Annotated in this window: 20 protein-coding genes; 19 read left to right on the top strand and 1 reads right to left on the bottom strand. The window is 54.4% G+C overall.

Annotated elements, in window-relative coordinates; all coding sequences use genetic code 11:
* Positions 1–17 precede the first annotated feature (17 nt).
* The 14 genes from aroC to QWT68_RS06245 all read left to right on the top strand — a co-directional run bounded on the left by aroC (position 18) and on the right by QWT68_RS06245 (position 12,202).
* On the top strand, positions 18–1,199 hold the full coding sequence (gene aroC, locus QWT68_RS06310) for a chorismate synthase (RefSeq protein WP_290150216.1): 1,182 nt from the start codon (positions 18–20) through the stop codon (positions 1,197–1,199).
* 2 nt (positions 1,200–1,201) lie between these two features.
* A complete protein-coding gene (aroB, locus tag QWT68_RS06305; RefSeq protein WP_290150214.1) occupies positions 1,202–2,308 on the top strand; it encodes a 3-dehydroquinate synthase in 1,107 nt (368 codons plus the stop codon).
* A complete protein-coding gene (aroH, locus tag QWT68_RS06300) occupies positions 2,305–2,673 on the top strand; it encodes a chorismate mutase (RefSeq protein WP_290150212.1) in 369 nt (122 codons plus the stop codon). Before aroB ends, aroH begins: the two co-directional genes overlap by 4 nt.
* Before the next feature lie 20 nt (positions 2,674–2,693).
* Positions 2,694–3,785 (top strand): histidinol-phosphate transaminase, encoded by a 1,092-nt coding sequence (gene hisC, locus QWT68_RS06295; protein WP_290150210.1) that lies wholly within the window; start codon positions 2,694–2,696, stop codon positions 3,783–3,785.
* A gap of 4 nt (positions 3,786–3,789) precedes the next feature.
* The gene (locus tag QWT68_RS06290; RefSeq protein WP_290150209.1) at positions 3,790–4,902 is read left to right on the top strand and encodes a prephenate dehydrogenase; all 1,113 of its coding nucleotides are present in this window, start codon (positions 3,790–3,792) and stop codon (positions 4,900–4,902) included.
* Positions 4,903–4,925: 23 nt separating this feature from the next.
* Positions 4,926–6,212, top strand: a complete 1,287-nt coding sequence (gene aroA, locus QWT68_RS06285; protein WP_290150459.1) for a 3-phosphoshikimate 1-carboxyvinyltransferase — start codon at positions 4,926–4,928, stop codon at positions 6,210–6,212.
* Between the two features lie 51 nt (positions 6,213–6,263).
* Positions 6,264–7,535 carry a tetratricopeptide repeat protein gene (locus QWT68_RS06280; protein WP_290150208.1) on the top strand — a complete coding sequence of 424 codons (1,272 nt, stop codon included), beginning with the start codon at positions 6,264–6,266 and terminating at the stop codon, positions 7,533–7,535.
* 1 nt (position 7,536) lies between these two features.
* Positions 7,537–8,091: a ReoY family proteolytic degradation factor gene (locus QWT68_RS06275; protein ID WP_290150207.1), complete on the top strand. Its 555-nt coding sequence runs from the start codon at positions 7,537–7,539 to the stop codon at positions 8,089–8,091.
* A 49-nt stretch (positions 8,092–8,140) separates the two neighbouring features.
* Positions 8,141–8,587 (top strand): YpiF family protein, encoded by a 447-nt coding sequence (locus tag QWT68_RS06270; protein ID WP_040286722.1) that lies wholly within the window; start codon positions 8,141–8,143, stop codon positions 8,585–8,587.
* A 186-nt stretch (positions 8,588–8,773) separates the two neighbouring features.
* A complete protein-coding gene (locus QWT68_RS06265; RefSeq protein WP_179860774.1) occupies positions 8,774–9,280 on the top strand; it encodes a Rieske (2Fe-2S) protein in 507 nt (168 codons plus the stop codon).
* A 19-nt stretch (positions 9,281–9,299) separates the two neighbouring features.
* A complete protein-coding gene (gene qcrB, locus QWT68_RS06260; protein ID WP_040286720.1) occupies positions 9,300–9,974 on the top strand; it encodes a menaquinol-cytochrome c reductase cytochrome b subunit in 675 nt (224 codons plus the stop codon).
* Positions 9,975–10,013: 39 nt separating this feature from the next.
* On the top strand, positions 10,014–10,778 hold the full coding sequence (locus tag QWT68_RS06255) for a menaquinol-cytochrome c reductase cytochrome b/c subunit (protein ID WP_040286719.1): 765 nt from the start codon (positions 10,014–10,016) through the stop codon (positions 10,776–10,778).
* Between the two features lie 69 nt (positions 10,779–10,847).
* Positions 10,848–11,471, top strand: a complete 624-nt coding sequence (lhaT, locus tag QWT68_RS06250; RefSeq protein WP_290150458.1) for a lipoprotein heptaprenylglyceryl N-acetyltransferase LhaT — start codon at positions 10,848–10,850, stop codon at positions 11,469–11,471.
* A 59-nt stretch (positions 11,472–11,530) separates the two neighbouring features.
* Entirely contained in the window at positions 11,531–12,202 is a 672-nt protein-coding gene (locus QWT68_RS06245; RefSeq protein WP_040286718.1) for a zinc metallopeptidase, read from the top strand.
* A gap of 59 nt (positions 12,203–12,261) precedes the next feature.
* Here QWT68_RS06245 and QWT68_RS06240 read toward each other — a convergent pair whose 3' ends face one another.
* Positions 12,262–13,134 carry a YitT family protein gene (locus QWT68_RS06240; RefSeq protein WP_040286717.1) on the bottom strand — a complete coding sequence of 291 codons (873 nt, stop codon included), beginning with the start codon at positions 13,132–13,134 and terminating at the stop codon, positions 12,262–12,264.
* 107 nt (positions 13,135–13,241) lie between these two features.
* Here QWT68_RS06240 and QWT68_RS06235 point away from each other — a divergent pair, with 107 nt between their 5' ends.
* Genes QWT68_RS06235 through QWT68_RS06215 form a run of 5 tightly spaced genes read left to right on the top strand, consistent with a single transcriptional unit; the run spans position 13,242 to position 17,686 of the window.
* Positions 13,242–13,580 carry a nucleotide pyrophosphohydrolase gene (locus QWT68_RS06235; RefSeq protein ID WP_040286716.1) on the top strand — a complete coding sequence of 113 codons (339 nt, stop codon included), beginning with the start codon at positions 13,242–13,244 and terminating at the stop codon, positions 13,578–13,580.
* Positions 13,577–14,380: a 4-hydroxy-tetrahydrodipicolinate reductase gene (gene dapB / locus QWT68_RS06230; RefSeq protein ID WP_040286715.1), complete on the top strand. Its 804-nt coding sequence runs from the start codon at positions 13,577–13,579 to the stop codon at positions 14,378–14,380. The genes QWT68_RS06235 and dapB overlap by 4 nt, the downstream gene beginning before the upstream one ends.
* A 27-nt stretch (positions 14,381–14,407) precedes the next feature.
* Positions 14,408–15,541 (top strand): N-acetyl-alpha-D-glucosaminyl L-malate synthase BshA, encoded by a 1,134-nt coding sequence (gene bshA, locus QWT68_RS06225; protein WP_040286714.1) that lies wholly within the window; start codon positions 14,408–14,410, stop codon positions 15,539–15,541.
* A 5-nt stretch (positions 15,542–15,546) separates the two neighbouring features.
* The gene (locus QWT68_RS06220) at positions 15,547–16,728 is read left to right on the top strand and encodes a CCA tRNA nucleotidyltransferase (RefSeq protein WP_290150206.1); all 1,182 of its coding nucleotides are present in this window, start codon (positions 15,547–15,549) and stop codon (positions 16,726–16,728) included.
* Positions 16,706–17,686, top strand: coding sequence for a biotin--[acetyl-CoA-carboxylase] ligase (locus QWT68_RS06215; RefSeq protein WP_290150205.1), 981 nt, complete (start codon positions 16,706–16,708; stop codon positions 17,684–17,686). The genes QWT68_RS06220 and QWT68_RS06215 overlap by 23 nt, the downstream gene beginning before the upstream one ends.
* Positions 17,687–17,904 lie beyond the last annotated feature (218 nt).

Below are 17,904 nucleotides of genomic sequence, written 5' to 3'. Positions count from 1 at the left end.
AAAAGGGGGATGATCAGATGAGAGTACTGACAGCTGGTGAATCACACGGCCCTGAGCTGACAGCCATCATTGAAGGGATACCCGCACAGCTGCCGCTGACTGCGGAAATGATTACGAAGGAACTCAGCAGACGTCAGGGAGGCCATGGACGCGGACGGAGAATGCAGATCGAAAAGGATCAGGTCGTCATCTCATCCGGCGTCCGGCATGGGAAGACGCTCGGCTCCCCGATCACGTTGACAGTGGTCAATGATGATTGGAAACATTGGACATCCATCATGGGCATTGAGCCTCTTGGAGATGAGATCCGTCCTGAAGATATCAAACGGCAGATTACACGGCCGCGTCCGGGTCATGCCGACTTGGTGGGCGGCATCAAATACGGCCATCGGGATTTGCGGAATGTACTGGAACGGTCCTCTGCGCGTGAGACGACGATGCGTGTCGCAGCCGGAGCGGTCGCGAAACAGTTCCTGCGTGAACTGGGCATCCGGACAGCTGCACATGTCATTGAGATCGGAGGCATCACGGCAGACCCCGATACCGCCGCATCCTTGTCCGCAGACGAAATCAGGAAGCGCGTGGAAGAAGATCCGGTCTATTGTGCAGATCCTGCAGCTTCACCGGCCATGGTCGAGGCGATCGACGATGCGAAAGGCAGGGGAGATACGCTCGGAGGCGTCGTGGAAGTCGTGATTGAGGGCTGCCCGCCGGGAATGGGCAGTTACGTCCAGTTCGACCGTAAACTCGATGGCCGCCTCGCTGCTGCGATGATGTCCATCAATGCGTTCAAGGGTGTCGAATTCGGCATCGGATTCGAGATGGCCAAGCGTTTCGGCAGTGATGTACATGACGAAATCGCCTGGTCGGAAGAGAGAGGCTATTACAGGAAGACGAATCGTCTCGGCGGACTGGAGGGCGGAATGTCGACAGGAATGCCGATCATCATACGAGGGGTCATGAAGCCGATCCCGACGCTTTACAAACCGCTCGAAAGTGTCGATATCGACTCGAAAGAACCGTTCACTGCCACGATCGAACGTTCCGATCCTTGTGCGGTTCCTGCTGCTTCCGTAGTAGCGGAGCATGTCATCGCAACCGAGCTTGCCAAAGTGATCATCGAAGAATTCCGGTCATTTGAAATGGATGGCCTGAAAGAGGATGTCGACCAATACAGACGCTACGCGAAGGAGTTTTGACAATGGAACAGATCACTGTCCGTGCAGGCGGCACCCCCTATGACGTCCTGATCGGAACGGACGTCTACAGGCTTTTGCCGCGAGACTGCCGGGAACTGTTTGCAGGCAAGGACAAAGTAGCGGTATTTGCGGATGAAACAGCTGCCGGACTTCATTTGCACATACTTGAGGAAGCTCTGCAGGACACGGGGATCCCTTACATGGTGCGCCTGCTGCCGTCCGGTGAATCCTGTAAATCAGCGGACAGCTTCCTTGCGAGCCAGTCGTTCCTGCTGCAGAACAATTTCACCCGAAATTCCCTTCTTATTGCGTTCGGCGGCGGAGCCTGCGGTGATCTGACCGGATTCGTTGCAGCCACCTTCATGAGAGGGATTCCATTTGTGCAATGTCCGACGACCATACTTGCTCATGACAGTGCGGTAGGCGGCAAGACGGCCATCAATATGCCCGAAGGCAAAAATATGGTCGGTGCATTCCATCAGCCCGCAGCTGTCCTGTTCGAAACGGACTTATTCACCACGCTGCCGGACAGGGAAATCCGGTCGGGTATGGCGGAATTGCTGAAGCATGCATTCATCTCGGATGCCGGCTGGACGGAGTCATTGCTGAATAACCGCCAATTCCCGAAACTGCCCGCTTCCGAGCTTGAGGAAGAACTGGTGAAAGGAATCAGGGTCAAGACTGAAATCGTGGAACAGGATGTCTTCGAAGGCGGCCGGCGGAAGCACCTGAATTTCGGCCACACACTCGGCCATGCCGTGGAGGCTCATTTCGGGTACGGAACCCTCAGTCACGGTGAATGTGTCATGATCGGGATGGCATACAGCCTGCTGCTCAGTGAAACATACGGCAAAACGGACAGGCTGCTGACAGACCGGTTCATCCGTTTCGCTCTGGATGCTGCATATCCGATGGAGCGTATTCTGGAGATACCATTCGAACCGATCCTGACATATATGAAAAAAGATAAAAAGGCGGAATACGGCAACCTTGTTTTCGTGGTGCTGGAGCAGCCGGGCCAGCCATTCATCACACAAGTGCCGGAGGAGACGGCTGAATCAGCTTTTGCCGAACTCCAAAAACGGGTGGGAGAGGGGATGCGCAGATGACAGTCAGAGGAATCAGGGGAGCGACAACAGTCGTGTGCGATGAGGAGCAGGCGGTGCTGGAGGTAACAGCTCGTCTTGTGAAGCAGATGGCGCAGGAGAACAATCTGCTCCCGGATGATATCGCATCCGTCCTCATTTCCACTACAGTGGATGTGACATCGGCATTTCCGGCGAAAGCGGTCCGGACAATTGAAGGCTGGACGTATGTCCCGGTCATGTGCATGCACGAGATGGACGTGGCGGGCGGCATGCCGCTCTGTATCCGGGTGCTCATGCACGCGAATACATCCATCGGACAGAAAGATATCCGGCACGTCTACATGAATGATGCCGTGAAGCTGAGACCGGATCTTGCCGGGCAATAACTAAACCGAGGTGAATGCAGATGAAATGGAAAACCGCCCTGTCGGCTATGAAACCATACAAACCCGGGCGATCGATCGAAGATGTGCAGAAGGAATATGGCATCCGCACGATCGAAAAACTTGCGTCCAACGAAAATCCTTACGGCTGTGCGCCTTCAGTCCGAACCTTCCTGGAACAGGCACTCGTCCAGTATGAAATCTATCCGGAGACGGGAAGGCCGGCATTGAAGACCAAGCTATCTAAACTTATCGGTGCTGATGAGTCCATGATCCTGCTCGGGAACGGGTCCGATGATTTGATCACCATCATCTCCAGGGCACTGCTGACGCCGCAGAGCAATACGATCATGCCGTCTCCGACATTTCCCCAATATGCCCACAATGCCCGCATAGAAGGGGCGGACGTGCGCGAAATCCCGCTTATCGATGGCCAGCATGACCTCGATAAGTTCCTGGAAGCGACAGACGCGTCGACGTCCGTGATCTGGATCTGTTCACCGAACAATCCGACCGGTGACCTGCTGCCGTCCGACCGGCTTTTCAAGTTCCTGGAACAAGTGCCGTCCGATATTTTGGTCGTGCTGGATGAAGCCTATTACGAGTACATAACTGACAAAACCTATAAGGACCCGGTCCGATGGCTCGGGCAGTTCCCGAATCTGGTCATCCTCCGCACCTTCTCCAAAGCATACGGCCTGGCTTCGTTCCGGATCGGATACGCAATCGGTTCGCCGGCTGTCATTACGGAGCTGAACAAAGTCCGGAATCCGTTCAATACGGGCTCGCTCGCACTTGCTGCTGCGGAACAAGCGCTCGAGGATCAGGAATTCATCAGCCGCTGCCGTACGGAAAACGCCGAGCAGAAAAAACGCTTTGAACAGTTTGCGCGTGAGCATGGTCTGCATGTCAACCGGTCGGAAGCGAACTTCGTCCTGCTGGAAGTGCCGATGGATGCAGACGAAGCGGCAGAGCTGCTGCTGAAGGAAGGGTTCATCGTACGGAGCGGGAATCTCCTCGGGACTCCGAACCGCATCCGGGTGACAATCGGTTCTGAAGAACAGAATGACGGTTTTTTCAACGCATTGTCAGCAATACTTACAGACAGAGGGTAATAGGATGACAACACATGTATCGATCATAGGACTCGGGCTGATCGGCGGGTCACTGGCATTGGCACTGAAGCGCAGTCAGGGCGTCACAATTACGGGCTTCGACCGCACGTATAAGTCTGCGGACGAGGCATACCGCCGGGGGATCATCGATGCGGTCGCTCCGTCCGCCCGGGCGGCGGCAAAAGACGCTGATTTCGTAATTCTTGCCGTACCTGTTTCTGCGGCTGCAGCATTGCTGCAGGAAGCGGCTTCCTGGGAACTGAAGGACACGGTCATCGTGACCGATACAGGCAGCACGAAGCTGCCGATCATGGAAGCTGCGGATGGCCTGCTGGCCAGCGGAACCACCTTCATCGGAGGGCATCCGATGGCAGGGTCGCATAAGAGCGGTATCTCAGCAGCCATCGGCCATCTGTTCGAGAACGCTTATTACATCCTGACGCCGCCTCCCGGATGTGCTGAAGAAGACTTGAAACGGCTGCAGGACCTTCTGGCTGTGACGATGGGAAAGCTGGCTGTGCTGGATGCTGGTGAACATGACAAGATGACTGCGGTTGTCAGCCATTTCCCTCATATCATCGCTTCGTCCCTCGTCAACCTGCTGGCGGATCAGGAAGACAGCCGGCCGTTCATCAGACGCCTGGCCGCAGGCGGTTTCCGGGATCTTACCCGGATCGCTTCCGCAGATCCGGTCATGTGGCGGGATATCACACTACAGAACAGGACCGAATTAGCCGCGCAGCTGGATCGCTGGGCAGACGAAATGGCGCAGGTGGGACGGATGCTTGCACACAGCGACCCACAAGAAGTGGAAGCGTATTTCACGGAAGCGAAACGGTACAGGGACGAACTGCCGGCAGTCTCTGAAAATGCCGCACAGGGTGCGCTGTACATGCAATTCGATCTGCATATCGACGTACCGGATCATCCGGGCGTCATTTCGGAGATCACTCACATTCTGGCATCTCATGAAATCAGCCTGACGAACATCCGGATCGTTGAAACGCGTACGGATGTATACGGGATCCTGGTTATCAGTTTCCGCTCTGCGAGAGAGCGGAACCAGGCCTATGACGCACTTGGCAGTGAAACGGATTATTCCATGCAAATACTTTGACGGGGGTGCTTATAATGGAGAAAATGGATATACACGAAGTCTCATTCCACGGCGGCCCGCTGAAAGGGGAGCTGCGTGTCCCGGGAGACAAATCGATCTCCCATCGTGCAGTCATGCTCGGCGGGATGGCGGAAGGCACGACCACGATCAGCGGGTTTTTAGCAGGGGAAGACTGCCTGTCGACAATCAGCATATTCTCCCGGCTCGGTGCAGTGATCGAACGGGAGGGGACAGATGTGACGGTGAAAAGTCCGGGGATGGCGGGATGGAAATCATCTTCCCTCCCTCTGGATGCAGGCAATTCAGGCACGACAGCGAGACTGCTGCTCGGAATTCTGGCAGGCTCATCGGTCACGGCGACCGTCACGGGTGACCGGTATTTGTGCAAGCGTCCGATGAGACGGGTGACGGATCCGCTGGCTGCGATGGGTGCCGCTTTCGACTATGAAGGAGGCGGGGGCACCCTTCCGCTGACTGTGGAAGGAAGACAGCTGCAGGGCATCCAGTATGAGATGCCGGTCGCAAGTGCACAAGTGAAATCGGCTATCCTGCTCGCGGGCGTCTCGGCGGCAGGCACAACCACCGTGAAGGAAAAAACGGTATCCCGCGATCACACGGAACGGATGCTTGAGCAGTTTGGCGCTGCAGTCATTGCAGAGGATGGAAACGTGGCAATCGAGGGCGGTCAGCGGCTTACGGCGGCTTCGGTTAAAGTGCCGGGTGATATTTCATCCGCCGCTTTCTTCATGTGTGCAGCCGCCATGGTGCCGGGCAGTTCGGTTACGTTCAGGGGAGTCGGTCTCAATCCGACCCGTACAGGCATCGTCGATGTGCTGATCGGCATGGGAGCGGATGTTGTGCAGAATCCGGATCCCGATGCTGCAGGCGAGCCGTACGGCGACATAACTGTGAGTGCAGGCGGACTGAAAGCTGTGGAAATCGGTGGGGACCTCATTCCGCGGCTGATCGATGAACTCCCTGTCATTGCTCTCTTGGCGACGCAAGCGGAAGGGACGACTGTCATCAGGGATGCAGGAGAACTCCGTGTCAAAGAGACCGACCGGATCGAAGCGGTCTGTACCGAACTCCGGAAACTTGGTGCGGATATCGAGCCGACGCCCGACGGCATGATCATCAAAGGGCCGGCAAAGCTGAAAGGTGCCGTCCTGTCATCGAACGGAGACCACCGGCTCGGGATGATGGCTGCAATTGCCGCTCTTGCAGCGGACGGGCCTGTCTCAATAGAGGATGCCGGCTGCATCGATGTCTCCTATCCGGGATTCTTTGATGATCTGCAGTCTCTGATGTAACGTAAAAGACGATCAGCGTCGTGTATACAACATGCGCGGGAAGGTGAAACTATGGAACAGATACAGCAACTGGAAAGAAGCATCATGACAGGTGATCTTGAGGCTGTCGAAGAACTGGTGGGGCAGCTGGAGTCGGATCCGGATCTCGGGATGGTCTACGACAGTGCATCCCTGCTGATGGAAGTCGGTCTCGTTCCGCAGGCAGACCGCTTGTATGAGGCGCTGATAATCCAGATGCCGGACGCCGGGCAGCTTAAAATCGACCGCGCGGAAGCCTTCATGGCACTCGGCCGTGAAGACGAAGCCCTTCTGCTGCTTTCGGATATCAGGCCGGATGAAGAGGAATATGTGCAGTCACTCGTCCTGCTTGCCGATTATTATCAGACAATCGGGATGGCGGAGGTCGCATTGTCCAAGATCACCGAAGCTGAATCACTCGCTCCGGAGCAGCCTGTCATCCTGTTCGCCAAAGCCGAGCTGCTTCTCGGGAGCGGCAGATATGCGGAAGCCGCCCGTCTGTATCTCCTGCTTCAGGAACGGGGGGTGGAGGAGATGGCCGGGCTCGCGATCGAGGCCCGGATTGCGGAAGCCTTCAGTGCAGGAGCCGCCTATGAAGAAGCTCTGCCGCATTATGAAGCCCTGATCCAAAAAGGTGATGTCATGCCGGATACACTGTTCGGGGCAGCATACAGCCACTACCAGAGCGGACTTCCCCAGCAGGCGCTCACCTATCTGGATGAATTGCTTGAAATGGATCCCGATTACTTCTCTGCGTATATGCTGGCCGGCCAGGCAAGCCTGATGCTGGAAGAGAACGACCGGGCGCTGGAATACTTCACCGAAGGGATACGGCGTGACGAGTATGACAAAGAACTGCAGCTGGCAGCCGGCAAGGTTTCCCTGAAGCTCAGCCTGCCTGATGAAGCGGCAGCGCATTTTGCAGAAGCGCTGGCCCTCGACCCTGAATACACAGAGGCCAGGATTTCCCTGGCGTCGCTATATGAACAGCAGGGCGCCTTCGGGGAACTTCTCGATCTGCTGGAGGCTTCTCCTGAAGAGCAGCTTGAAATTCCGTTGCTGGCAGCATTCAAGGCGTATGCCGAAGAGGATGCCGAGCGGTTCGGAGAGGCATATGCTTCTTACACACAGGCATACACTGGCATGAAGGAAGACCCGGAATTCCTCGGGCGGTTCGCTTCGTTCCTGCTTGAAGAAGGCAGGCGTGAAGAGGCGGTCCGGATCGTCAGACAACTGACAGCTTTGGATCCGGGTCAATCCGAGTGGACGTCCTTTCTTGAGGATCAGGAAGAAGAGGAGGCATAAGATGGAAGCCATGATTCCTGTAGCTGCCAAAAAAGATTTCATCAGGTGGTTTTTGAAGCGCTATCGTCTGAAGCGCCGGGAATGCGTATGGATCTTGAATTACTTATTAAGCCATGAGAAGATTTTGGAGAATGTTCACTTCACCGAGGATGCCCATTTTTGCCCGCGTGCGATGGTCATTTCGGCTATTGAATCGAACGGCGTGCCTTTCCGCTTCTACAAAGGCAGCCTGATGACGACAGATGCGGAAAAATCGTTCCACGATCTGCGATTGCATCCTGACGAAAAGATGTTCATCCAGCTGAATTTCCAGAAAAGCAACAGTTCACCTCATTATGCGAGCGTCCTGGAAGAGAACCCATACTTTCCTGAAGATCAGCAGGTGAGCGAGCGCGACCGGAAGCTTGCCCGGCAGCTGCTGCATGAAAGTGCCGTGACCGCCTCCAAGGAAACGCTGATGAAGCAGGTCGATGCAGCCCTGGATGCAAACGATGAGGAGCGGTTCCTGGCGCTGTCCGGCATGCTGAATGAATTGAACGACATGAAAGAGCACTGACTCCGTCTGATCAGATGGAGTCTCTTCTCTATTAGAAAGGTGTGGCACCATGAATTGGAACGCAGAAGATATGAATGTTTTCCTGCAGCAGAAAGAATACATAGACACAGCGATCATCCCGCTCATCAAGATGGAAGTGGCGGAAGGACGCATGAAAGCCAGTGCGTCGGGCAGTGATTTCCTCATGAACCTGTCCGCCTATATGGAACAGCAGTTCAAAGGTAGGGTCATGGTGACACCTCCTTTCTCGTATTCCCCGTCCATGGACATGCAGTCATTCGGCAGCATGCTGTCGAACGATCTGGCGTCCTCTCCGTTCCGCTATGTGTTCTATCTGACGACGGACGCAGCATGGACAAGCCTGGAGATGAAAGGGAAAGTTCTGTGGCTGCCGGCGATCCCTATCGAACATATGGATGACCGGCTCAAGCAGACGATCATGGAAGACCAGCTGAAACAGCTTCTTCCGCAGCTGACCGCCGAATGGACTGATTGAAGGGGGACCTGAAGAATTTGTGAAATGTAATTGAGAAAAAGTCAATATTTGTTCACAAACAGAAACTGTGTCCAAATGCAACATTGAATTTCATGTGACGGTAGGATATTATAGATATGTCCTAGTAATAACAATTAGCAAAAGTATGTCCGCTGGACTGACTTTGGAGTAAGAGGAGGGAAATTGATGAGCAGCAAAGTGTCTAGACGCCAATTCCTGAACTACACATTAATGGGTGTCGGCGGATTCATGGTTTCTGCCGCAGCGATGCCGATGATCCGCTTTGCGATCGACCCTGTTTTAGCATCTTCGGAAGGTGCTGATTACGTGCCGACCGACCAGAAAGCCGACGAAGTGACGGAGACACCGGTGCGTGTCGACTTCACGATCAAGGACCGGAAAGATGCTTGGTACAAATCAGACGTTTCGAACACAGCATGGGTTTATAAAGATGGCGATAAGATCATCGCTCTGTCCCCTGTATGTAAACACCTGGGCTGCACAGTGAACTGGGCGGGGGATGAAGCACACCCGGACCAATATTACTGTCCATGCCATGGCGGCCGTTATGAAAAGAACGGTAAGAACATTCCCGGCACTCCGCCGACCGGTCCTCTGGATCAGTATGAAGTCGAAGTTATTGACGGATTCGTCCACATTGGTAAAACAATGCCGAACCAACTAGTTAAATAAGTCAGGGGGTACACTCAAATTGATGAACAAAATTTATGATTGGGTCGATGAACGGCTCGATGTCACCCCGATTTGGCGCGATATCGCCGATCATGAAGTACCCGAACACGTAAACCCCGCACATCATTTTTCTGCATTCATCTATTGTTTCGGAGGATTGACCTTCTTCGTCACAGTAATCCAAATCCTGTCCGGTATGTTCTTGACCATGTATTACACACCGGATATTGAAAATGCTTGGAAATCCGTCTACTACCTCCAAAATGAGGTGGCGTACGGGGAAATCGTGCGCGGCATGCACCACTGGGGAGCTTCACTCGTTATTGTCATGATGTTCTTGCACACGCTACGTGTCTTCTTTACTGGCGCTTATAAAAAACCTCGTGAATTGAATTGGGTGGTCGGCGTACTTCTGTTTGTCGTCATCCTGGGTCTCGGATTCACAGGATATCTGCTGCCATGGGATATGAAAGCTCTGTTCGCTACGAAAGTAGGAATCGAGATCGCTGGTTCCGTTCCGTTCATAGGAGAGTGGATCAAGATCCTCCTTGCCGGAGATGCGACAATACTCGGTGCACAGACACTGACACGTTTCTTTGCGATCCACGTATTCTTCCTGCCTGCAGCACTCCTCGGTTTGCTTGCAGCGCACTTTATCATGATCAGAAGACAAGGTATTTCCGGACCATTGTAAGCCGGAGACCCTTGATTTCTCACTAAGGAGGGGAACAAGATGCAACACGGAAAAGGCATGAAATTCGTTGGGGACTCGCGTATCAAAGCGGTCCGTAAGCCCAACGTACCGAAAGACTACTCCGAATATCCGGGGAAGACGGAAGCCTTCTGGCCGAACTTCCTCTTGAAAGAGTGGATGGTCGGTGCAATCTTCCTGATCGGTTATTTGATTATCACACTTGCACATCCATCGCCTCTTGAGCGTCAGGCGGATCCGACAGATACGACGTACATCCCTCTTCCGGACTGGTATTTCCTATTCATGTACCAGCTCCTGAAGTATGAGTTCGCATCCGGTCCATTCAACGTGGTCGGTGCTATCATCGTTCCGGGACTGGCTGTCGGTGCTCTCATGCTCGTGCCTTTCATGGATACGTCGAAAGAACGCCGTCCATGGAAACGTCCTCTGCCGACAGGCTTCATGCTTTTGGCATTCGCTGCAATCTTCTACCTTACATGGGAGTCTGTCGTCAACCACGACTGGGTGAAAGCGGAAGCACAGGGTAAGATCGTTGAAGAGGTCAATTTTGACGAGAGTGCTGAAGGATATCAAATTTACCAAGGTTCGACATGTATCGGCTGTCACGGCGATCAGTTCCAAGGCGGATTGGGTCTTCCGCTGACGGACACAGGCCTCAAACCTGAAGAGATTGAAAAGATCGCCCATGAAGGGATCGGCACAATGCCGCCGAACCAATGGGACGGTTCTGATGAAGATTTGAAAACGATGGCAGAATTCATTTCCAATCTCGGAAACGAATAATGGAAAAGGAGTCAGGAAACTGACTCCTTTTTTTTCGTAACTCCTTTTAAATTTTCCACAGCTGGGGTGATACGTTTGCAGCAGGCACGAATTTGGATCCGGTACATCCTGAATCATCAGGCATTCCTTTGGATCCTTCTTTTCATCAATATTATCGGGACGGTGTACGGCTATGACTGGTATATGTGGCAGCTTGAGATCACAGAGCCGAGGTTCTGGATTTTTGTGCCCGACAGTCCCACTGCCAGCCTGTTCTTCTGCTTTGTCCTGATCGGCTGGATTCTCCGCACGAATTTCAGGCTGTTCGAATCACTCGCTCTCCTGACGCTCGTGAAATACGGTATATGGGCAGTTGTCATGAACCTATGGACGCTCGAGGAAACCGGCAGCATCGGGGCGGCCGGCTGGATGCTCGTCATCTCACACGGCGCGATGGCGCTTCAGGCTGTCCTCTATTGGCGCAATTACCGGTTCGGCTGGGTGTCCATCGTTCTGGCTGCCATTTGGACACTGCACAATGATGTGATCGATTATGTGTTCGGCCAGATGCCGATCTATGGAGATCTCATGGAGTATGCGGCCAACATCGGCTATTTCACGTTCTGGCTGTCGGCTGCATGTATCGGTCTGGTCGTATGGAATTGGAAGAGCCGTCATAAAGTTGTAACAGAGCGGCTGGACCCTGGTGTCTAAAAGTTGCGGGCCATCGGGCAGGCCATATAAAATAGAAGCAGAGAAAGGGTGAGGGATGATTGAATTATCTAGTATATTTGGGCATTATCATTTTGCTGCCTTTGTATGCACAATTCAAAGTGAAAAGTACGTATAACAAGTATTCAAAAGTCCGTTCGACTTCCGGTATGACAGGTGCGCAAGTAGCCCGTCTCATTCTTGACCATAACGGACTGCAGGACGTGAAGGTGGTCGAGACACCTGGAGTTCTGAGTGACCATTACAATCCTGTCACGAAAATCGTCGCATTATCGAGCGATAATTATCACAATGCGTCTGTCGCCGGTACAGCCGTCGCTGCGCACGAAGTCGGTCATGCCATCCAGGACAAGGAAGCCTATGCGGCACTCCGTTTCCGTCACCGGCTTGCTCCTGTCGCCGGTCTGACATCGAACGCCAGCTGGTTCTTCATCATGGCAGGTCTGATCTTTTCGAGCATGAACAGTCTGCTCGGCATCGGGATCATCATGATGGCGGTCGGCGTCGTGTTCCAGATCGTCACGCTGCCGGTCGAGTTCAATGCCTCCAGCCGGGCGATGACACAAATCGTCGAGCTCGGGATTATCCGGAACGAAGAAGAACCGCATGCCAAGAAAGTGCTCAGTGCAGCTGCCATGACCTACGTTGCTGCAGCGGCTGTAGCCGTGTTGGAACTCGTGCGCCTTCTTTCGATCTTCCTGAACAGGGACTGAGAATAAAGCAAAACGCCTTATGCTGCCAAGTAAAGCGCAGCATAAGGCGTTTTTTTCCGTTATCGCGGAATCGGCTGTTTCTGATCGTCCAGCGTAAACCCTTCGCCCATGACATCATGGACGTCCATGACAGAGACGAATGCGTGCGGGTCAATCGATGTGATGATAGTCTTCACCCGCATGATTTCGTTCTTCGCAATGACACAGTATAAGATGTTACGGTCCGCTTTCGTGAAGTGGCCGTATCCTTTGAATACTGTCACGCCGCGGTCCATCTCGAGCGCAATCCGGGTGGCGATCGCATCCTGATGATCGGAAATGATGAACGCACCTCTGGCAGCATACGCCCCTTCCTGCACAAAATCGATGACGCGGGCGCCGACGAACAGGGCAACGAGCGTATACATGACGGACCGGTGATCCAAGTAGACGAACCACGACACGAGGATGACCGCCGCGTCGAACATGAACATCGTCTTCCCGATACTCCATCCCCAATGGACTTGGGCGAGCCTGGCGAGTATATCGACACCGCCCGTCGTGCCGCCGAAGCGGAAAATGATGCCGAGTCCGACACCGACGAAGATACCGGCAAACAGGGCGACGAGGAACATATCATCTTTCAGATGGATGTCGATCTGATACTTCATGAACACCCGCAAGAACAGGGACACCGCAACTGTCCCGACAAGTGTGTAGATGAAGATCCGTCTTCCGAGCATCCGCCAGCCGATGATGAACATCGGAATGTTGAGCACAAGGTTCATGACAGCCGGGTCCCATTTGAAGGCAAAGAACAGAATGAGCGTAATCCCTGTAAATCCGCCTTCTGCCAGTTCGTTCTGGATATTGAAATGCACCAGACCGAAACTGAAGATTGCAGAACCGAGTATGATGAAGAATATGTTTTTCAGTTTGATGTCTTTGAACATTCGATCACCTTCCTTCAAAAAGCACTAGTGCTATTATCAGCCATCCAATATATTTTGACAATAGCAAGATGAATGAATACGATAAAGAAGGAAAGGTGGGATCCATGATGACTGAACAAGTGACGATGAAAGCGATGCAGCAGCAAGTGGATGGATACATATCAGGATTCGAAGAAGGGTATTTCCCGCCGATGGAACTCATCGCACGGCTGACCGAGGAACTTGGCGAATTGTCGCGTGAAGTGCAGCACGTGCACGGCATGAAGAAAAAGAAGAACACGGAAGGCGCCAGCACGCTTGCAGAAGAGACGGGTGACCTGCTCTTCGTCCTCATCTGTTTTGCAAATTCGCAGGGAATCGACTTATCGGAAGCGCTCGACATGGTAATGACTAAGTTCAGGAGCCGGGACGCAGACCGCTGGACGAAAAAGGGGGAGACCGAGTGACAATACGCATCGCAATCGCAGGGATCCGGGGCCGCATGGGCAGTACTGCTGCCGCAGCCATTACGGAGGCCGCCGATATGGAGCTGGTCGCAGCGCTGGACTATAAGAATGACGGGATGGTCTATCATGAAGGAACTATCGCAGAGGAGGGGCCGGGTACGAGAATCTACACTTCTCTCGCTGACCTCCATGAACAGAAGCACCCGGATGTCCTGCTCGACCTGACAGATCCCGAATCGGTGTTCCCGAATGTCCAGAAGGCGCTCGTCCTCGGAATACGTCCCGTCATCGGCACATCCGGACTGACAGCGGAAGAATTGGCTCAGCTGGAGCAGCTGAGTACACAGAACGGGATCGCCTGCATTGTGGCGCCGAACTTTTCGATCGGTGCGGTGCTCATGATGAAATTCGCACAGCAGGCCGCCCGGTATCTCGGGGATGTGGAAATCATGGAAATGCATCACGACCGCAAATTGGATGCCCCGTCCGGGACAGCTGTCAAAACAGCCGACATGATCTCCGAGGTGCGGACTCCTCACTTGCAGGGGCATCCGGACGAACAGATCCATGCATATGGTGCGAGGGGAGCGGATGTACAGGGGATGAAGATCCACAGCGTCCGTCTGCCGGGCCTGCTTGCACATCAGCAGGTCATGCTGGGCGGAGAAGGGGAGCTGCTGTCGATCCGGCACGATTCATTCGACCGGAAAAGCTTTATGCCGGGTGTCCTGCTGGCCATCCGGGAAGCGGTCACCCAAAACCGGTTCATCAACGGACTTGAACACCTCATCACCGCGTGAGCATTTTATAACGGAAGAAGTGAAAGGATGAAACGACTGAAAATCGGGGTGATCTGCTACCCTTCCCTCGGCGGCTCAGGTGTTGTAGCGACAGAACTTGCCATGAAAATGGCGGAAAAGGGGCATGAAATCCATTTCATCACGTCCAGTCTGCCGTTCCGGTACAGCGAGCCGAATGAGCAGATCCATTTCCATGAGGTGAAAATTGATGGCTATGCCGTCTTCAAATATCCGCCGTATGACATAGCACTCGCCAATCGGATCGGCCAGGTCGTCGAAGCCGAGAGTCTCGACCTGCTGCACGTCCACTATGCAGTGCCGCATGCGGTTTCAGCCGTTCTTGCAAAAGATATGATCCAGTCGGATATCGGCATCATCACGACGCTCCATGGGACGGATGTGACGATTCTCGGGCATGATCCGGCACTGAAAAACACAGTGAAATACGGGATCGATAAATCAGATATCACAACGGCCGTCTCGGACTCGCTGCGGAAAGAGACCATCGAACTCATCGAGCCGTCAAAAGAGATCGTTACGGTCTATAACTTCATCGATGAAACGACATACCATCCCGTCGACGGAACTGCTGTACGGCGGGAGTTCGGTTTGGCGGAAGATGATAAAATCATTGTCCATATTTCCAACTTCCGCAGCGTCAAGCGGATCCCCGATCTGATCCGCGCTTTCGCCAGGATTGTCAAAGAACAGCCTGCCAAGCTGCTGCTTGTCGGAGAAGGACCTGAACTGCCCCGCATCCGCCGGCTTGCGAACAGCCTCAAAGTGGCGGATCACGTCATCTTCACAGGCAAGCGAAATGACTTGCCGGCCATCCTGTCCGTCAGTGACGTCATGGTGCTGCCATCCGAGAAAGAGGCGTTCGGCCTGGTGCTGCTGGAAGGGTTCGCATGCGGGGTACCGGCTGTCGGCACAACCGCCGGCGGCATCCCTGAAGTGATTGAAGATGGCGTGAATGGTTACCTGGTTCCGGTCGGAGATCCGGCTGCAATCGCAGAACGCACGTTGCGAATCTTGCAGGATCCCGAGAAGCAGCGCCTGTTCCAGCAGAATGCCCTGCAGACCGTTCACGGAAAGTTCGCATCGGAGCAGATCGTCTCGCAGTACGAGGAGCTCTATGGAAAACTGATAAGGAAAGGCTGATGCATATGTTTGGGACTGCCAACAGCAGAGCGGTGGCCGAACGGCTAGAACGGGCAGGCTTCGAAGCCGTATTCGTCGGGGGGGCAGTACGCGATCATCTGCTCGGCAAGGAGCCGAAAGACATCGATATCGCAACGGCGGCGATGCCTGAGCAAGTGAAGGCATTATTCCCTGCGACTGTCGATCTCGGAACAGATCACGGCACCGTCCTCGTGATCGAGCAGGGGGAACCGGTGGAAGTCACGACGTTCCGGACGGAAGGGACATACTCGGACAACCGCCGGCCTGACGACGTGCAGTTCGTCACCTCCCTTGATGAAGACTTGAAACGCCGCGATTTCACCATCAACGCTCTGGCGATGACGCTGGATGGCGGTATCATCGATCCTTTCGGCGGCCGGTCCGACCTGGCGTCCGGGATCATACGCGCTGTGGGTGAACCGGCCGTTCGGTTCGGCGAAGATGCACTCCGCATGGTGCGCGCAGTCCGTTTCGTTTCGGTGCTCGGCTTTTCGGTGGAATCCGCGACCCAAGAGGCGATCCGGCGGCTCAGCGGCACGGTACGGAATTTGTCGGTCGAGCGCATCAAAGCGGAATTCGACAAGCTGTTCACAGGCGCTTCGGCAGGACAGGCGCTCGGTCTGATCGAAGATACAGGACTTTCGGAGTCAATGCCGCTCTACCCGGCCGGAACTGTGCCGTTCCCCGCCTGTGCGCCTTTCCGGAATGCGCTCGATGGCTGGGCGTCCCTGATGGCGGCGGGCGGCTTCGAACCGTCCGCAGTCGCCAATGCCTATAAGCTGTCGAACAAGGAACGCGCCTATCTGAGGGCCGTGCAGGCGCTGCTGAAGACAAGACGGCGCGGCGGGTACACAGCAGCCGATTACTACGGCCGCTCGCTCGATGAACTGCTGACGGCCGAGAAACTTGCCGCTGTCCTGCTGGGGGACAAACCGGCAGCCGAGCAGACGATCCGGGACGCACTCGGCAGTCTGCCGATCCGGTCTAAGCAGGATCTCGCTGTACGGGGCGGGGACATCATCGGCTGGGAGCGGTCCCGCCGGCCCGGACAGTGGGTCGGTGCCGTACTGGATGCAGTCGAGCAGGCGGTTCTCCATGGAGAACTCCTAAATGACGCCAATGCGATTAAAGGATGGTATGAGCATGAATACAAACATGAAGAGTGAATTGCTGAAGCGGATGTCTGCCGGTATGGAAAATCCCGTATCCGGTCAGCAGCTGGCTGATGAGTACGGGGTGTCCCGAACGGCTGTCTGGAAATGTGTCAAGGACTTGGAAAATGAAGGGTACAAGATCGGCACTGTCCGGAAAAAAGGCTATTACCTGATCGGATCGCCGGATCTTGTCACAGGTCCGGCGATCGGTCAGCATCTGAAGACATCCGTGTACGGACGCACGATCCAATACATAGCCTCCTGCCCATCCACACAGCTGATTGCCCACGAAGCTGCACAAAACGAGGCTGCCGACGGAACGGTCATCATCGCGGATGAGCAGACAGCAGGCAAAGGCAGACTGTCCCGGCCATGGTCTTCGGCAGCCGGGAAAGGCATTTGGATGAGTGTGATCATCCGGCCGGATCTGCCGCCCCAGCAGGCTCCCCAGCTGACGCTCGTCGCCGCTGTGGCGATCGTGCGCGCCATCGAAGAGTGTACAGGAGTGTCGCCGTCCATCAAATGGCCGAACGATATTCTGGTGAACGGAAAAAAGCTGACAGGAATCCTCACGGAACTGCAGGCGGATCCTGACCGTGTCAAAGCGATCATCCTCGGGATCGGCATGAACGTCAATCAGACAGCAGAAGACTTTCCTGAAGAATTGGAGACGATCGCCACATCGCTTGCCATCGAGGAAGGCCGGCAGATCAGCCGCGCCGAACTGGCCGCTTCGGTCCTGTTCCACTTGGAGCAATATACCGGACTGTACGTCGAAAAAGGATTCGCTCCCATTAAGCTGCTGTGGGAGGGTTATGCGGATTCCATCGGCAGACGGATCAGGATTTCCACGCTGCACGAAACCTATGAAGCGGTGGCGCACGGCATATCGGAGGACGGCCGCCTGGAGGTCGAGCTGGATGACGGGACAATCCGTGGAATCTATTCGGCGGATATCCATATTGTCTGAAGAGTGGGCAAATGGGCTGGCATGATGACCCGACGCATGCTATAGTGAAAGGGAAGGGCGGTATCCGAACGAGCCGCACCTGCAAGACCTTTGGTTCAATAACTTGATAATTCTGCCTTGATCGTAATGGACAGGGACGGAGGAAACCGATGACACAAACTTACGCAATCCTTCTGTCCGTTTTTTGACAGAGGGGTTTTTGTTTTGGTTTTCTCCTG

This window comes from Sporosarcina trichiuri (assembly GCF_030406775.1).
Classification (GTDB): domain Bacteria; phylum Bacillota; class Bacilli; order Bacillales_A; family Planococcaceae; genus Sporosarcina; species Sporosarcina trichiuri.
This window is presented reverse-complemented; position numbering and strand designations above follow the sequence as displayed.

What these genes read in the sequence shown, in the direction of transcription:
- aroC (WP_290150216.1), top strand. Translation starts at nt 18, where the DNA reads ATGAGAGTACTGACAGCTGGTGAATCACACGGCCCTGAGCTGACAGCC.
- aroB (WP_290150214.1), top strand. Translation starts at nt 1,202, where the DNA reads ATGGAACAGATCACTGTCCGTGCAGGCGGCACCCCCTATGACGTCCTG.
- aroH (WP_290150212.1), top strand. Translation starts at nt 2,305, where the DNA reads ATGACAGTCAGAGGAATCAGGGGAGCGACAACAGTCGTGTGCGATGAG.
- hisC (WP_290150210.1), top strand. Translation starts at nt 2,694, where the DNA reads ATGAAATGGAAAACCGCCCTGTCGGCTATGAAACCATACAAACCCGGG.
- QWT68_RS06290 (WP_290150209.1), top strand. Translation starts at nt 3,790, where the DNA reads ATGACAACACATGTATCGATCATAGGACTCGGGCTGATCGGCGGGTCA.
- aroA (WP_290150459.1), top strand. Translation starts at nt 4,926, where the DNA reads ATGGATATACACGAAGTCTCATTCCACGGCGGCCCGCTGAAAGGGGAG.
- QWT68_RS06280 (WP_290150208.1), top strand. Translation starts at nt 6,264, where the DNA reads ATGGAACAGATACAGCAACTGGAAAGAAGCATCATGACAGGTGATCTT.
- QWT68_RS06275 (WP_290150207.1), top strand. Translation starts at nt 7,537, where the DNA reads ATGGAAGCCATGATTCCTGTAGCTGCCAAAAAAGATTTCATCAGGTGG.
- QWT68_RS06270 (WP_040286722.1), top strand. Translation starts at nt 8,141, where the DNA reads ATGAATTGGAACGCAGAAGATATGAATGTTTTCCTGCAGCAGAAAGAA.
- QWT68_RS06265 (WP_179860774.1), top strand. Translation starts at nt 8,774, where the DNA reads ATGAGCAGCAAAGTGTCTAGACGCCAATTCCTGAACTACACATTAATG.
- QWT68_RS06255 (WP_040286719.1), top strand. Translation starts at nt 10,014, where the DNA reads ATGCAACACGGAAAAGGCATGAAATTCGTTGGGGACTCGCGTATCAAA.
- QWT68_RS06240 (WP_040286717.1), bottom strand. Translation starts at nt 13,134, where the DNA reads ATGTTCAAAGACATCAAACTGAAAAACATATTCTTCATCATACTCGGT.
- QWT68_RS06235 (WP_040286716.1), top strand. Translation starts at nt 13,242, where the DNA reads ATGACTGAACAAGTGACGATGAAAGCGATGCAGCAGCAAGTGGATGGA.
- bshA (WP_040286714.1), top strand. Translation starts at nt 14,408, where the DNA reads ATGAAACGACTGAAAATCGGGGTGATCTGCTACCCTTCCCTCGGCGGC.
- QWT68_RS06220 (WP_290150206.1), top strand. Translation starts at nt 15,547, where the DNA reads ATGTTTGGGACTGCCAACAGCAGAGCGGTGGCCGAACGGCTAGAACGG.
- QWT68_RS06215 (WP_290150205.1), top strand. Translation starts at nt 16,706, where the DNA reads ATGAATACAAACATGAAGAGTGAATTGCTGAAGCGGATGTCTGCCGGT.